Genomic DNA, 13,708 nt, shown 5'->3' on the forward strand with positions numbered 1-13,708 from the left:
CGGGTGCGCTCAGAAAGAGGTCGCCAGGGCGACGCCGAGCGCGGTCAATGTGTCGACGAACTCCGTTTCGGTGAAGTCCAGATCGCCGCGAAGCCACCGGTCGAGTAGCTCGGTCGTGCCTGCCACCATCAGGACGGTCGCTGCCTCGGCCCGTGGGTTCGCGGGGTCGGCGTCGAGCACTGCTCGCATCAGCAGTGGTGTGAACGTGTCGACCATCTGTCGGCGTCGGGCCTCGAGTGCGGGATTGGCCGACGCCGAGGTGTACAGCAGGGACGACCGTGGATCGGAGGTGAGCGCGCGCACCAGAACGGCTGCAGTCTGGGCGACGCGGTCCGAGGTCGACCCCTGTTCCTGCACAATCTCTTCGAGAGCAGTTCCCACGGTGTCGATCACGTCGTCGAGAGCGCTCACCAGAATGGCGTCGCGGTCTCCGAAACTTTCGTAGAAGTACCTCTTGGACAGGCCGGCGCGCGCACAGATGCCGTCGACCGTGACGGCGGCGACACCGGACTCCGCAACGACGTCGAGGCAGGCGTCGAGCAGTTTCTCGCGGCGCTCGCGGCGACGTTTGTCTGCGGCGACACCTCGGTAGGGGCGAACGACCGGCGGCATGACTACATCTTGACACGGGGGTGTGCCCAGTAGTGTCGCGAGCCGAACAGTGCGGTGAGGCGAGGACGGGGGTGTCGGCGCTAGACGAGCGTCGGCGCGTTGTCCACGTTGGTCAACGCCAGACCCATGCTGGTGGTCATGCCGATCCCGGTCGTGACGGTGACGATGTGCACACGGTCGATGGGCTCTTCCAGCAGGAATTCCGAACCCGGTGCGGAGCAGTACGTTCCCTGCCATCGCTCGACGACGTCGATGCGGTCGACTCCGAACAGCGTTCTCGCTTCGCCGAGCAACACCTCGAAACCGTCTTCGCTCTGGAACGGCGAGGTGGTGATCTCGCGAACGTGGGTGTCGCCCAACAGGATCGACCCGTCCGGTTGTGGGGTGTACATCTGGTGCAGGTCGAGTTCGACGTAGTCGGGATACTCGGCCTGCAGGCGGGCAGCGACGTCTGCAACGGCGGGCAGGTTCTCGAAGCCCGAGTACCTCAGCAGCGACCAGCCGGTGAACAGCGGCGAGGGAAGCGGTGCACGCAGCGGCATGGTGGCTCGCATCATGTGCAGTCGGCACCGCACCAGTCCGCCGCGTTCGGCGCTCTCGGGAAACAGGCGATCGATGTCGTGGTTGACGGTGACGAACGTGGCACCGGCATGCAGGTCGCCGCGGGAGGTGCGAACGATTCCCGGCGCGAACGACGTTGCAGCGGTGCGCCAGTGGAAGTCCACCCCGGAATCGGCGAGCCAGCGTGCGACGGCCGGAGCGGCGGAGCGCGGGTCCACCTGGACGTCCAGAGGCAGGTACATGCCGCCGACCACATCGGTGTCGGCAAGGGGGAGTCGGTTCAGTACCTCGCTGCGGTCCAGCAGCTGTACCTGATCCTCGCCCCGTAGTTCGGCGAACTGCTCGAGCACCGCGAGCTCGTCCTCGTGCCGGGCGACGCAGTGCGTTCCCGATTCCGCTGCCCAGAAGTCGGCTCTTCGGGCGAGGTCGAGCCAGTGACTGCGGCCTGCTCGCGCGTACTCGAGTGCGGTCCCGGATTGCGCTGTGATGCAGGCGTGTCCGAAGTTCTGGACGGAGGCACCTGCGACACGATCGGCATGATCGATCACAGCCACGGTGAGTCCGCGCCGATGGGCGTGATACGCGTGTGCGAGGCCGACGATCCCGGCCCCGACGACCACGACGTCGTACGTCGATGTCATACGGAAAGTCTTTCTGCTGAGGTCATGTCAGGCGTCCATGACGGCGGTGAAGGTCATCCGGTCTCCGCGATAGAGCGACCGTCGGTGTTCGATGGGAACACCGTCCGTGTCGTAGGAGACACGGCCGAGCAGAAACATCGGTGTCCGAGTGTCGACGGTGAGCAGTGCGGCTTCCCTGGCATCGGGGAGGACGGTTTCGATGGTGTCGACAACGCGCCCGAACGTGACTCCCCGGGCTGCCAATTCGGCATAGAGAGACGTTCGGTGATCGAAACTGTCCTGTAGCCCCGGGATTCGATAGGCGGGAATGCGGGTCGTTTCCAGTCCGACTCGCACGTCGCCGGTGGTGAAGACGCGTTCGAGTTGCACCACCTCCGAACCGATCTCGATCGCGAGGAGTTCCGCCAGCACGTCGTCTGCTCGGAACACTTCCCAGCCGACCAGAATTCGAGTGGCGCTCATGCCCTTCTCGCGCGCGGCCTCGGTGTAGGAGCCGATCGCCAACGGCAGCACCACTTTGGGTTCGGCCACCACCGTCGCCCGGCCGCGACGTTCGATTCGACCGGCTACCAACAGTTCTCGGATGGCTTGACGCAGTGTCTCGCGGGACACGTCGTATCGATCGGCGAGATCGCGCTCGGACGGAAACGCGTCGCCCGCAGACATGCCGTCGAGCATCGCGTCGAGGCTTCTGCGGACGATCTGATGCTTGAGTACGCGAGGTTCGGTGTCCACGGCCATGGACCAACCATAGCATCAATTGGTCTAGACCTAATTGTCGTGCGACGTTCACGGTCCGTTCACTCACGTTCCACGTAATGGTCTATACCAAACGGCAGTCTCTTCCCCATGCCGAACTCCACCAGCCCGAACATCAGCACCCCCGTCGAGCTCGTCGTCCTCGACATGGCCGGAACCACTGTCACCGACGACGGTCTGGTACTCGAATCGTTCGATGCCGCAGCCACCGCCGTCGGACTTGCCGACGCCGGTCCGGAACGTGACGACGCCCGCCGCTATGTGCTCGACACGATGGGTCGGTCCAAGATCGAGGTGTTCCGCGCACTGTTCGGAACAGAGGACCGCGCTCAGGCCGCCAACCGCGCTTTCGAGTCGGCCTACGACGCCCGCATCGACGACGGGGTCTCACCCGTACCCGGTGCGGCCCAGGCGATCACGAAGCTTCGCGAATCCGGAATCACCGTCGTCCTGACGACCGGATTCTCTGCACCCACCCAGAATCGCATCATCGACGCGCTCGGCTGGCGGGATCTGCCGGACGCATTCCTCGCACCCGGGAGTGCCGGTCGTGGCCGTCCCCACCCCGATCTCGTGCTCTCGGCCGCCCTTCTCGCCGAGGTGACCGACATTTCCGCGGTCGCCGTCGTCGGTGACACGTCGAGTGACATCCTGTCCGGTCGCCGAGCCGGCGCAGCGCTGTTGGTCGGCGTCCTCACCGGAGCTCACTCCGAGACCCAGCTGCTCGAAGCGGGTGCCACCCACGTGCTCGACAGCGTCGCCGACCTTCCCCCCATCGTTCTGCCCTGAACACCTCCTTCGCCCGAACCTCACCGAACGGAAAATCTGCCATGATCACCACCTCACGCCGTCGCGCCGGAACCGCCGCGGCCGTGCTCTCTGCCGCGGCTCTCGTCGCAGCCGGTTGTTCGAGCTCATCCGAGGGAGCCACCACCGAGCAGGGATTCCCCGAAACCATCACACTCGCAGCCATTCCCGCCGAGAACTCCACAGACCTGAAAGCCAGCTACGACCCCGTCATCGAGCGGCTGGAGAACGAGACCGGAGCGAGCGTCGAGTTCATCCAGGCCTCGGACTACGCCGGCGTGGTCGAGGGCCTGATCGCAGGCAACGTCGACATCGCGTTCTTCGGCCCCTTCGCGTACGTCGTCGCGGGCATCAACGGTGCGGAGATGACACCGCTGGGTGCCGTCGTCCAGGACGAGGGAACTCCTCCCGGCTACCAGTCGTACGGGATCGCTCGTTCGGACAATGCCTCGGTGAACGGTCTCGCCGACTACGCAGGCAAGAAGGTCTGCTTCGTCGACCCGAGCTCCACCTCCGGATTCCTCTACCCGACAGCGGGACTCATCGAGGACAACGTCATTTCCTCCGGTTCCGAGGCCGACATCTCCGCCGCGATGACCCCGATCTACGCCGGCGGACACGATGCATCGGCGCTGGCCGTCAAGGCCGGAGACTGCGACGCCGGATTCGCGTTCGACACCATGGTCGACCGCACGATGATCGACAACGGTGAACTTGCACCCGGTGAGCTCAAGACCGTGTGGAAGTCCGAGATGATCGCCGGATCGCTCTTCGCAGCCAACAACGATCTCGGTGCCGACGCCATTGCCAAGCTCCAGGACGTCTTCAGCGAGGGCATGAACTCGGATGCCTTCGTGGCCGACGGCATCTGTGCCGAGGAATGCCGCATCACCGACGAGGACGCCTGGGGCGTCGTTCCCGCCCAGGACAGCGATTACGACGGCGTGCGCCACGTATGCGAGGTCACCGGCTCCGAGAAGTGCCAGGGCTGATGATGTCCGCACCGAGGGACCGGGGCGACGTGGTGGTCAGTGTTCGCAACGTCACCAAGACATTCGGATCCACCACAGCGCTCGAGAACGTGAATCTCGATGTGCATCAGAGTGAGATGTTGGTTCTGCTCGGGCTTTCCGGCTCCGGGAAGTCGACGCTGTTGCGGTGCATCAACGGCTTGCAGCCCGTGACGTCGGGGAGCGTCACTGCACTCGACATCCGGGTCGACCTGGCGAACCGCCGCCGTGTGCGCGAGCTACGCCGAGATGTCGGCTTCGTCTTCCAGCACTTCAATCTCGTGGGCCGGCTGAGTTGCCTCGAGAACGTACTCGTGGGAGGCATCGGCCGACTGTCGATTCCGCGCTACGGCGCACTCACCTACCCGAAAGCGATGCGAGAGGAAGCCCGCGCGTGCCTCGACCGAGTCGGGTTGGCGGACTTCGCCGAACGGCGTGCCGACACGCTGTCGGGTGGACAGCAGCAACGGGTGGCGATCGCACGCACCCTGATGCAGCGTCCGCGGATCGTCCTCGCGGACGAACCCGTCGCCTCGCTCGACCCCGAGAACGCGGGCGTGGTGATGGATCTGTTGCAGCGAGTGTGCAGCGAGGAGAAACTGACCGTGGTGTGCACGTTGCATCAGGTCGATCTCGCCCTCGGCTGGGCCCATCGCCTCGTGGGTCTCCGAGACGGTCGGGTGGTGCTCGATCGCCCCGCCGCCGGTCTCCAGCGTGACGACATCATGCCGATCTATCAACGGATCGCGCCCGACCCCGGGAGCATGACCACGGTGGCACCGACATGACCGTCACCGTCGAACCGAAGCCCACGAACACTGCAGGGCAGAAGGATCCGCAGCGGCGTCGATGGCTGTTCCCGGCACTGGGTGTCGTCGCGCTCGTTCTCACCGTGCTCTCGGCGGGCTACATCGACTTCGCGCCGACGACCTTGATCGACGGTCTCGAGGATGTGGGCAACCTGCTCGAGCGGATGCTGCCGCCGCGTGTCGACGACACCGGAAGGATCGTCTCCCTCGCGCTCGACACCTTGCTCATGGCAGTGCTGGGCACCGTGCTCGCAGCGGTCGTCTCGGTACCGCTGGCGTTCCTCGCGGCACGGAACACCTCGCCCCACCCGGCCCTGTACGGCATCGCGCGCGCCGTCATCACCTTCTGCCGGGCGATGCCGGATCTGCTGTTCGCGGTGCTGTTCGTCCGGGCGTTGGGAATCGGTGTGCTGCCCGGCATCCTGGCTCTGGCACTACATTCCATCGGCATGCTCGGCAAACTGTTCGCCGACGCCATCGAAGAGACCGATGTCGGACCGCGAGAGGCGCTCCGTGCCGCTGGAGCCGGCTACTACCGGGAGATGATCAATGCCGTTGTTCCGCAGGTCGTTCCGGCGTGGATCGGCGCTTTCGTCTATCGAATCGACATCAATCTGCGCATGTCGGTCGTGCTCGGCTTCGTCGGGGCAGGCGGCATCGGTTTTGCCCTGCAGGACGCTCTCCGCGGACTGATCTACCCGCGTGCTCTCGGAATCGTGTTGGTGATCCTGGTGATCATCGCCGCAATGGAATTTGTAGCGATGGCTCTGCGCCGCATGCTGCTGGTCCCGTCTGCGGCCGGCCCGCAGCGCGATCGACTGATGCGCCTCGGGGCGTCGGCTGTGCTCTTGTTCGCGATCGTGGCGTCGTTCGTGGTTCTCGAATTGGATCCGCGCTCGCTGCTGACCTGGATCGGACCGTCGATCGAGGTGTTCGGTCGAATGGTCCCACCGGATTTCTCCGCTTTGGGATCGGACCTGTTCGACGCCGCCGTTCAGACCGTCGCCATCGGAGTCGTGGCCACCGCAATCGGCATCGTGCTGTCGATTCCCGTCGGAGTTCTGGCTGCGCGCAACGCAACTCCGCATCCCGCGGTGTACTGGGTTGCGCGATCCTGGATTCTGTTGGTTCGGGCTGTGCCCGAACTCATCCTCGCCGTCGTGTTCGTCGCAGCGCTCGGATTGGGTCCGGTGGCGGGAACCTGCGCACTGGCCATCGGATCCGTCGGATTTCTCGGCAAACTCGTTGCGGACGCGATCGAGGAGATCGATCCCGGTCCCCTCGAAGCGGTGGCGTCGGTGGGTGGCGGTTGGTGGAACAGGACATTGAGTGCCGTTGTCCCTCAGGCCATTCCATCGATGGTCGGTTCGAGCTTGTATCTGCTCGACGTGAACATTCGTACCTCGACCATTCTCGGTATCGTCGGTGCGGGCGGTATCGGCTTCCTGCTCTTCGAGTCGATTCGTACCCTGAACTTCGACGTCGCCGGTGCGATCGTTCTCGTCATCTTCGTCGTCGTGTACATCGTGGAAAGGATCTCCGGATGGATCAGATCACTGCTGGTCTGACACCGGCCGCCGTCTGGACAGGGAGCGGGATCGAGATGTGGGACATCGAGATTCCCGCCCTCGAGTCGGGTGATCTGCTGGTGCGCGTCGATCTCGCCACGGTGTGCGGGAGCGATCTGCACACGGTGTCCGGTCGACGGCACGGAGCGTGCCCGTCGGTACTCGGGCACGAGGCCGTCGGTCGCGTCGTCGCCGTCGGTGATGCCACATCCCCTGCGGCGGTCGGGGATCGGATCGTGTGGTCGGTGACCGTGCCCTGCGGCCGATGCAGTCGATGCGTCCACGGGTTCACGGCCAAGTGCTCGTCCGTGCGCAAGGTGGGTCACGAATCTGCCGAGAGCCCATGGGTTCTCAGCGGCTCCTACGCCCGACACATCGTGCTTCCTCGCGGGACCGCAGTGGCCCGGGTTCCCGACACCATGCCCGATGCCGTCGCCGCACCGGCAGCGTGTGCGACGGCCACGGTGATGGCGGCTCTCGATGCCGCGGGTGCTTTGGACGGCCGACGGGTACTGATCGTCGGGGCCGGAATGCTGGGGGTCACCGCCGCCCCGGCGGCATGCGAGCGAGGGGCATCGGTGACGGTCGTCGATCGAGACCCGGAGCGACAGAGACAATCTCGTGCATTCGGGGCCGGTGAGGACGACGGTGCACGAACAGATGTGGCGATCGACTTCTCCGGATCGTCGGAGGCCGTGCAGTCGGCGTTGGGGCGACTCGACGTCGGTGGGCGGCTCGTGCTTGCCGGATCCGTCGCGCCGGGTCCGCCGATCACCGTCGACCCGGAAGCAGTGGTCCGGAACTGGCTGACCATCACCGGCATCCACAACTACGAGCCGCGGCACCTCCATCAGGCCGTTGCCTTCCTACGCGACACCGGCGCGAAGTATCCGTGGGAATCCCTCGTCGAGGCACCGGTGCCGTTGGCCGAACTCGCGTCGGTGTTGCGGCCGACGCCGTCGGGAATTCTCCGATCTTCGGTCGCGCCGTAGGTTTTGGGTCTGTCCACCAGCTCTGTCGTGCCCACGTCGGCCGGGGCGTGTCGCCGACAGCGTCGCCCTCGACGTAGCGAGCGACGATCAGATCCGGCCGATGCGGGCCCGGTGTTCGGATTGCGTTTCGTTCGAGCGGGATACCCGGAGGTCATGCCCGAAGGTGACACAGTGTTCGCATTGGCCGCGAGGTTGCGTCGAGCATTGGACGGCGCATCGTTGCGGGCCGGAAGGCTGCAGGTGCCCGCGCATGCAGTCGAGAATCTGGCCGGGCGAACCGTCGTCGCACACCGGACCCACGGCAAGCATCTGCTGACCGATTTCGACGACGGCACGACGCTGCACACGCATCTGCGGATGAGCGGATCGTGGACGGTGGTGCGGGCCGGTCGCTCGATTCCGCAGCGTGTCCGACCCGACGTGCGGGTGCGGCTCGCCGCGGTCGACGGGCCGACTGCCTACGGAATTCTGCTACCGGTCGTCGATTACGGATACACACCGGACATGAACGCGCTGATCGCACATCTGGGACCGGACCCACTGCACTCGACGTTCGACGCAGACCGGGCGGTTGCCAACATTGCCGCTCAGGGAACGCGGCCGATCATCGCGACGCTGCTGGACCAGAGGGTGATCGCCGGGCCGGGAAATCTGTGGGCGAACGAGCTCTGCTTTTTGCGCGGGCTGTGGCCGTGGACTCCGTCGACCGCCGTCGACGGACAGCGGTTGGTCGCGTTGCTCGAACGAGCGATGCGTCACTCGGCGACGGTCCCGGGTGCGATGCAGGTGACCACCGGGGACACTCGCCGGGGCAGCACGCATTGGGTCGCCGGTCGAGCAGGGAAGCCGTGCCTGCGGTGCGGAACATCGATTCGGGTGGTCGCAGAAGTGAACGGTGACCCGGACAGGCGTCGAACGTGGTGGTGTCCGAGCTGTCAACCGGAGCAATAGCGACGGGCGGTCGATCGCTGTTGTCTCAACGAGATAACCGCCCGCGGGTATCGCGTGTTGCCTGCCGATACCACTGACAGCCATTCCTCGCGAGCGGCGAATCGAAACCCCGTCGTCTCGTCAGAAGGTCGAGTCCGTCGGATGATCGGTCTCCACCAGATCACGGGCCACGAGGTGCAGAGGGAGGTTCTGTTGCTGTGACAGCTTGGCCAACAGCTCGAAGGCCTGCACCGCGTCGAGGTCGTAGCGTTCCATGATCATGCCCTTGGCCTGACCGATGATGTCTCGACTGGCCAGACCGGTTCGGAACTGCTCGTGGTCACGGGCGCTGAGCATCGCGATGGCAGCGTGGGCAGAAAGCGCTTCACCGATGGTCACCGCGTCGGCGTGGAATGCGCCGGGTCGGTCGCTGTAGAGCACGAGCGCACCGAGGTCGTCGGCGTTGCTGTAGAGCTGGAACGCAGCAAGTGATTTGAAACCCTCTTCAACGGCGGTGGCAGCGAATCGAGGCCACCGATCCTCGTCGGTCAGATCGGCGGCGACGACGACGTCGAAGTGATGAACCTCGGTGGAAATGGGTCCTTCGCCGAGCTCGTACTGCAGGCGACACAGCTTCTCCGCGACCGGATCGGTGGACGCGACCACCGTCCGCTCGCCCTTTTTCACCGTGGTGATGCATCCGGTGACTGCACCCGGGATCATCGTGATGGCAGTACGCAGAATCGCATCGAGTGTCTGCGGCATCGAGCGCCGAGTCTCACGCAAGGATCGGGCGAATTCGGCCAAGCTCGAGGCGTCCGCCGATGCGGCTGTGTTGCCTTCGATAGAAGAGTGCGGCATGCACACAGTCCTCTCGCATGGGACCCCTGCGGACTTCGTCGCAGAGATCCGAGATCATGCGCCTTCTGCTGGACGCTCGATTCGGCCGACGGTGTCGGCTCCGTGCATTTTATACGCTGCCTTCGGGACGGTTGTACGTAGAACCGTCGAGCATCGGCGGCGGCACCCGAAAACGCAGCGAGGGCCGCCGATCCGCAGATCGACGGCCCTCGCGGGTGCGACTTACTTGAAGGTGTCCTTGATGTTCTCGCCGACCTTCTTCACGCCTGCCGAACCCTGGTCCTTCTTGCCCTCGGCCTCGAGGTCCTTGTTGTTGGTGGCGTCGCCCACAACTTCCTTGGCCTTGCCGATGGCGTCTTCTGCTGCGTTCTTGGCCTTGTCGATGAAGCTCATGTGAGTCCCTTTCTCGTTTCGTGCGGTGTCAGTAGTTGGTCGATGCTCGAACCGGAAAGCGCACGCCGAACCTATGAGATCTGGGTCACATCGAACGCCGCGCTCGGTCGACGTTTCGAGGAGCGGCACGGCGGATACATTCGAGCGATGATGGTCGGCAAGGTGGACAGCTTTCAGCGCAGGCACCCGTCAGCGGGTTTCCCGCTCGCAGTTCTGTACAAGTTCCTCGACGATCGAGGTGGATATCTCGCGGCTCTCATCGCGTACTACTCGTTTCTCTCGTTGTTCCCGTTGCTGCTGCTCTTCACCACCGTGTTGGGAATCGTGCTGGCCGGCGACCCCGAATTGCAGAGTCGAATCATCGATTCCGCGATGAGCCAGATCCCGGTCATCGGTGACCAACTCGGTCAGCCGGACCGCCTCAGCGGCGGAACGACCGCCATCGTCATCGGCGTGGTGGGGTCGTTGTACGGCGGACTCGGAGTGTCACTTGCCGCGCAGTACGCGATGAACACCGCGTGGTCCGTCCCGCGAAACGAACAACCGGATCCGATCAAGGGACGCCTGCGAGGGCTGTTGCTGCTGAGCACCGTCGGCACGGCGATCATCGGACTGACCGTTCTCAACGGAGTCGCGTCCTCGGGTGTGTTCGGTTTTGCCGGCGGTGCGTTGGCGCTCGTCGGGGCCGTCGTCGTCAACGTCGTGGTCTTCACCGCCGCATTCCGTATCGGCACCGCCCGAGCCCTGACCGTGCGTGAGGTGCTGCCCGGCGCTGCGATCGCCGCGGTGATCTGGCAGGCACTGCAATCGTTCGGCGGGATCTACATTCGCTATGTCGTCGGCAACGCCAGCGCCAGCAACGGAATCTTTGCGATCGTCCTCGGCCTGCTCGGCTTTCTCTACGTCTCGTCGGTGCTCATCGTGCTGTGTATCGAAATCAATGCCGTGCGTGTCGACCACCTGCACCCACGGGCGCTGTTGACGCCGTTCACCGACAACGTCGAACTCACCGAGGGTGACAAGAACTCCTACACCGGACAGGCAGAAGCGCAGCGCAACAAAGGATTCCAGGACATCACGGTCACCTACGACGAGCCGGATTCGGTGACGGGGGAAGACGCGCCGACCAAGTGACCCGTGTGTCCACTATTTCTGCTCGCGAGCGGGATCCCGTGTTCGGATGCGAATCGTGGTCACTCCTGACGGCTCGAAATTTCTGACATGCATGGGAAAAATAATGCGTCAGTGCTAAAGTTGGGATCATGCCATCGCCCAAGGCGGACCGTCCCGAACCCACATTCATTCAGAACGCCCGTCGCGAACAGCTGATCCACTGCGCTGTCGATGTCATCGCGGAAGCGGGGGCGGAGAAGGCGTCGTTCGTCCGCATCGCCGAGCGCGCCGGAATCAGTCGCGGCGTCATCTCCTACCATTTCGGCACCCGCGAGGAACTCCTCGATGGCGTCGTCCAGCTCGTCTACGCACTCGGTGAACAGGAGGTCGGACCTCTCGTTCGTGCGGCAGGTTCGAGTCGAGAAGCGTTGCTGGAGTTCATCGGCGGCAGCGTCATGTTCTACGCTGCCTACCCTCGGCACATGAAGGCACTGTCGGCAATCTTCGCCACAGCTCCCGCTCGCGGTGAACGATCCGAGCACGGAGCCGAGATGCTCGAAGTCCACGGCCTTCTCGAGTCGGGGCAGCGGACTGGTGAGTTCCGGTCCTTCGACACCCGGATCATGGCCATGACGATTCGCGCTGCTCTCGACGCGGCCGTGTGGCAAGTAGGAGCTGGCGACGATGCGGTGAAGCTGGCCGACGAGCTGCGTCGAACATTCGATGCCGCAACACGATCGGACGGCCGATGAGGAAGTTGCCGGTCGCCCTCGCTACCGTGCTCCTGGTACTCGCCGGGTGCGCATCTACCTCGGATCCATCCGACAGCGCGCCCCTCGACGTCGCCACGACCACAGCTACCGTGCACGGGGTTGCTGCGCAGAACACGCGGCAATTTCTCGGCATCAGGTATGCGGAGCCTCCGGTCGGTGATCTGAGATGGTCACCTCCACAACCGCTTCCGGCATCCGACGACGATGCCGACGCCACTGCGCCGGGTTCGCAGTGTCCGCAGAGCTCGGCCGAGTCCGGTGGAACACCGACGACGGACGAAGATTGCCTCTTCCTCAATGTGACGACGCCGCTGGTGACGTCGAACGAGCCACTGCCGGTCATGGTGTGGTGGCACGGCGGCGGTTTCACGTCTGGAGCGGGCTCCGGATACGAAGCTCAGCGGATCGCTTCGGAGGGCAACGTCATCGTGGTGACGGTGAACTACCGACTGGGCATGCTGGGTTACCTGGGGCTCCCCGGCCTGGACGGGGGCGGCAACTTCGGATTCGCCGATCAGATTCAGTCCCTGCGGTGGGTGAACGACAATGCCGCAGCATTCGGGGGAGACCCCGACAACGTCACCGTGTTCGGGGAGTCCGCAGGCGGTATGGCGGCGTGTGCTGCGCTGACATCGCCTGCCGCGCAGGGGTTGGTGGACAAGGTGGCCATCATGTCGGGGTCGTGTGCGTTGAACTTTCCGACCGACTCGATCTACCCGGGCGTGCCCGAACAACGACCTTACGTTGCGCTGGCCGACAACGAGGCCACCGGAGCCGAAGTGGCGCAGCAACTGGGATGCTCGGGCTCGGGCGCGATCGAATGTTTGCGTGCGCTGCCCGTCGATGCTCTCGTAGCGCAGGGACAGAATTTCTCCAATCAACTCGCCTACGGTACCGAGCTGCTACCCGCCGATCCGGCGCGTGCTGTCGAAGCCGGTGCAGCCCTGAACGTTCCGGTGTTCTCCGGTGGCAACCGGGCCGAACAGAATTCGTTCGTCGGTGGGGCGCTGTTGGCGGATCCGACTTCGGTGACAGCCGATTCGTATCCCGCACTCCTCGCCGATGCATTCGGACCCGAGGCCGCCGGCGTCGCCGATCTGTATCCGCTGCAGAACTTTTCGTCTGCGGCGCTGGCATGGGCGTCGGCGACCACCGATGCCGGTTGGTCGTGCCCGACGTACCGAAACAACCGGGCTCTGGCAGTGAATGCGCCGGTGTATTCGTACGAGTTCGCCGATACCGGGACCGCTGACGTCAGTGGCGTCGGTGCGTCCGGCGTGCCACAGGATGCCGCACATGCGACGGATATGCCGTACTTCTTCGACATTGCGGGACACGATCTGCTGAAGACTCCGGCGCAGCACGATCTCGCCCGAACGATGATCGCGTACCTCACCTCGTTCGCCCACACCGGAACACCCAGTGCAGACAATGCACCGCCGTGGCCTCGTACCACCGCAGACGTCAGCCCCGTTCTGCAGTTCGTCTCCGACGACATCTCGGTGATCGACGCCGATGCCGAGCATCACTGCGACTTCTGGAATTCGCTCGCGCGCTGACAGATGGGTTCGGTCGACGGGCAAACGCGCGCGCATTCGTCAGGTGCGCGCGGAATTGCCGGGTGATCGGGCGCTGATTCGCGCGCGGATGGCAAGTGCGCGCGCGTTTGCGAGTGAACGGGGCAGGGGCTGGGGAGCGCTGCTGTCGCCGCGTAGGGATTGACTGCGGGGGACGAGTCGGGGGTCGGCCGGTTCGCTGGCCGATCGGGCTGAGGCAAACGCGCGCGCATTCGTCGGATGCGAGCGGAATTGCCGGGTGATCGGGCGCTGATTCGCGTGCGGATGGCAAGTGCGCGCGCGCTTGCGGTGCACGGGGGAGC

14 protein-coding genes are annotated in these 13,708 nt (G+C 64.7%); 9 read left to right on the plus strand and 5 right to left on the minus strand.

The genetic code is table 11. The features are described 5' to 3' along the window. Positions 1-9: 9 nt before the first annotated feature. From CH306_RS28615 to CH306_RS28625, 3 genes are all read right to left on the minus strand, one after another. Positions 10-612 carry a TetR/AcrR family transcriptional regulator gene (locus tag CH306_RS28615; protein WP_094648467.1) on the minus strand — a complete coding sequence of 201 codons (603 nt, stop codon included), beginning with the start codon at positions 610-612 and terminating at the stop codon, positions 10-12. Between the two features lie 80 nt (positions 613-692). Next, the gene (locus CH306_RS28620) at positions 693-1,814 is read right to left on the minus strand and encodes a TIGR03364 family FAD-dependent oxidoreductase (RefSeq protein WP_094648466.1); all 1,122 of its coding nucleotides are present in this window, start codon (positions 1,812-1,814) and stop codon (positions 693-695) included. Positions 1,815-1,841: 27 nt separating this feature from the next. Next, a complete protein-coding gene (locus tag CH306_RS28625; RefSeq protein WP_032396017.1) occupies positions 1,842-2,555 on the minus strand; it encodes a GntR family transcriptional regulator in 714 nt (237 codons plus the stop codon). Between the two features lie 108 nt (positions 2,556-2,663). Here CH306_RS28625 and CH306_RS28630 point away from each other — a divergent pair, with 108 nt between their 5' ends. The 6 genes from CH306_RS28630 (at position 2,664) to CH306_RS28655 (ending at position 8,710) form a co-directional block, all read left to right on the plus strand. Continuing rightward, the gene (locus CH306_RS28630; RefSeq protein ID WP_094648465.1) at positions 2,664-3,362 is read left to right on the plus strand and encodes a phosphonatase-like hydrolase; all 699 of its coding nucleotides are present in this window, start codon (positions 2,664-2,666) and stop codon (positions 3,360-3,362) included. Positions 3,363-3,403: 41 nt separating this feature from the next. Beyond that, positions 3,404-4,372 (plus strand): phosphate/phosphite/phosphonate ABC transporter substrate-binding protein, encoded by a 969-nt coding sequence (locus tag CH306_RS28635; protein WP_094648464.1) that lies wholly within the window; start codon positions 3,404-3,406, stop codon positions 4,370-4,372. Continuing rightward, entirely contained in the window at positions 4,372-5,178 is an 807-nt protein-coding gene (gene phnC, locus CH306_RS28640; RefSeq protein ID WP_179278606.1) for a phosphonate ABC transporter ATP-binding protein, read from the plus strand. The genes CH306_RS28635 and phnC overlap by 1 nt, the downstream gene beginning before the upstream one ends. Beyond that, a complete protein-coding gene (gene phnE, locus CH306_RS28645) occupies positions 5,175-6,767 on the plus strand; it encodes a phosphonate ABC transporter, permease protein PhnE (RefSeq protein WP_094648463.1) in 1,593 nt (530 codons plus the stop codon). The genes phnC and phnE overlap by 4 nt, the downstream gene beginning before the upstream one ends. After that, on the plus strand, positions 6,743-7,759 hold the full coding sequence (locus CH306_RS28650) for a zinc-binding dehydrogenase (protein WP_094648462.1): 1,017 nt from the start codon (positions 6,743-6,745) through the stop codon (positions 7,757-7,759). Before phnE ends, CH306_RS28650 begins: the two co-directional genes overlap by 25 nt. 153 nt (positions 7,760-7,912) lie before the next feature. Next, positions 7,913-8,710, plus strand: coding sequence for a DNA-formamidopyrimidine glycosylase family protein (locus CH306_RS28655; RefSeq protein WP_094648524.1), 798 nt, complete (start codon positions 7,913-7,915; stop codon positions 8,708-8,710). 120 nt (positions 8,711-8,830) lie between these two features. Here the strand turns inward: CH306_RS28655 and CH306_RS28660 are convergent, their stop codons facing one another. Both CH306_RS28660 and CH306_RS28665 read right to left on the minus strand, forming a co-directional pair. Then, positions 8,831-9,550, minus strand: coding sequence for a GAF and ANTAR domain-containing protein (locus tag CH306_RS28660; RefSeq protein WP_032396011.1), 720 nt, complete (start codon positions 9,548-9,550; stop codon positions 8,831-8,833). 222 nt (positions 9,551-9,772) lie between these two features. Beyond that, complete coding sequence (locus CH306_RS28665; RefSeq protein ID WP_027495724.1) at positions 9,773-9,943, minus strand: CsbD family protein; 171 nt, start codon at positions 9,941-9,943, stop codon at positions 9,773-9,775. A 150-nt stretch (positions 9,944-10,093) separates the two neighbouring features. Between CH306_RS28665 and CH306_RS28670 the strand changes: the two genes are divergently transcribed. From CH306_RS28670 to CH306_RS28680, 3 genes are all read left to right on the plus strand, one after another. After that, positions 10,094-11,077 (plus strand): YihY/virulence factor BrkB family protein, encoded by a 984-nt coding sequence (locus CH306_RS28670; RefSeq protein ID WP_094630639.1) that lies wholly within the window; start codon positions 10,094-10,096, stop codon positions 11,075-11,077. A gap of 128 nt (positions 11,078-11,205) precedes the next feature. Continuing rightward, positions 11,206-11,808, plus strand: coding sequence for a TetR/AcrR family transcriptional regulator (locus CH306_RS28675; RefSeq protein WP_094648461.1), 603 nt, complete (start codon positions 11,206-11,208; stop codon positions 11,806-11,808). Then, positions 11,805-13,388: a carboxylesterase/lipase family protein gene (locus CH306_RS28680; RefSeq protein WP_094648460.1), complete on the plus strand. Its 1,584-nt coding sequence runs from the start codon at positions 11,805-11,807 to the stop codon at positions 13,386-13,388. Before CH306_RS28675 ends, CH306_RS28680 begins: the two co-directional genes overlap by 4 nt. The last annotated feature ends 320 nt before the right edge of the window (positions 13,389-13,708 follow it).

Origin of the sequence: Rhodococcus sp. 15-725-2-2b, from assembly GCF_002259075.1 — a bacterium.
Classification (GTDB): Bacteria; Actinomycetota; Actinomycetes; order Mycobacteriales; family Mycobacteriaceae; genus Rhodococcoides.

What these genes read in the sequence shown, in the direction of transcription:
- CH306_RS28650 (WP_094648462.1), top strand. Translation starts at nt 6,743, where the DNA reads ATGGATCAGATCACTGCTGGTCTGACACCGGCCGCCGTCTGGACAGGG.
- CH306_RS28635 (WP_094648464.1), top strand. Translation starts at nt 3,404, where the DNA reads ATGATCACCACCTCACGCCGTCGCGCCGGAACCGCCGCGGCCGTGCTC.
- CH306_RS28630 (WP_094648465.1), top strand. Translation starts at nt 2,664, where the DNA reads ATGCCGAACTCCACCAGCCCGAACATCAGCACCCCCGTCGAGCTCGTC.
- phnC (WP_179278606.1), top strand. Translation starts at nt 4,372, where the DNA reads ATGATGTCCGCACCGAGGGACCGGGGCGACGTGGTGGTCAGTGTTCGC.
- CH306_RS28675 (WP_094648461.1), top strand. Translation starts at nt 11,206, where the DNA reads ATGCCATCGCCCAAGGCGGACCGTCCCGAACCCACATTCATTCAGAAC.
- CH306_RS28660 (WP_032396011.1), bottom strand. Translation starts at nt 9,550, where the DNA reads ATGCCGCACTCTTCTATCGAAGGCAACACAGCCGCATCGGCGGACGCC.
- CH306_RS28625 (WP_032396017.1), bottom strand. Translation starts at nt 2,555, where the DNA reads ATGGCCGTGGACACCGAACCTCGCGTACTCAAGCATCAGATCGTCCGC.
- CH306_RS28665 (WP_027495724.1), bottom strand. Translation starts at nt 9,943, where the DNA reads ATGAGCTTCATCGACAAGGCCAAGAACGCAGCAGAAGACGCCATCGGC.
- CH306_RS28680 (WP_094648460.1), top strand. Translation starts at nt 11,805, where the DNA reads ATGAGGAAGTTGCCGGTCGCCCTCGCTACCGTGCTCCTGGTACTCGCC.
- phnE (WP_094648463.1), top strand. Translation starts at nt 5,175, where the DNA reads ATGACCGTCACCGTCGAACCGAAGCCCACGAACACTGCAGGGCAGAAG.
- CH306_RS28655 (WP_094648524.1), top strand. Translation starts at nt 7,913, where the DNA reads ATGCCCGAAGGTGACACAGTGTTCGCATTGGCCGCGAGGTTGCGTCGA.
- CH306_RS28620 (WP_094648466.1), bottom strand. Translation starts at nt 1,814, where the DNA reads ATGACATCGACGTACGACGTCGTGGTCGTCGGGGCCGGGATCGTCGGC.
- CH306_RS28670 (WP_094630639.1), top strand. Translation starts at nt 10,094, where the DNA reads ATGGTCGGCAAGGTGGACAGCTTTCAGCGCAGGCACCCGTCAGCGGGT.
- CH306_RS28615 (WP_094648467.1), bottom strand. Translation starts at nt 612, where the DNA reads ATGCCGCCGGTCGTTCGCCCCTACCGAGGTGTCGCCGCAGACAAACGT.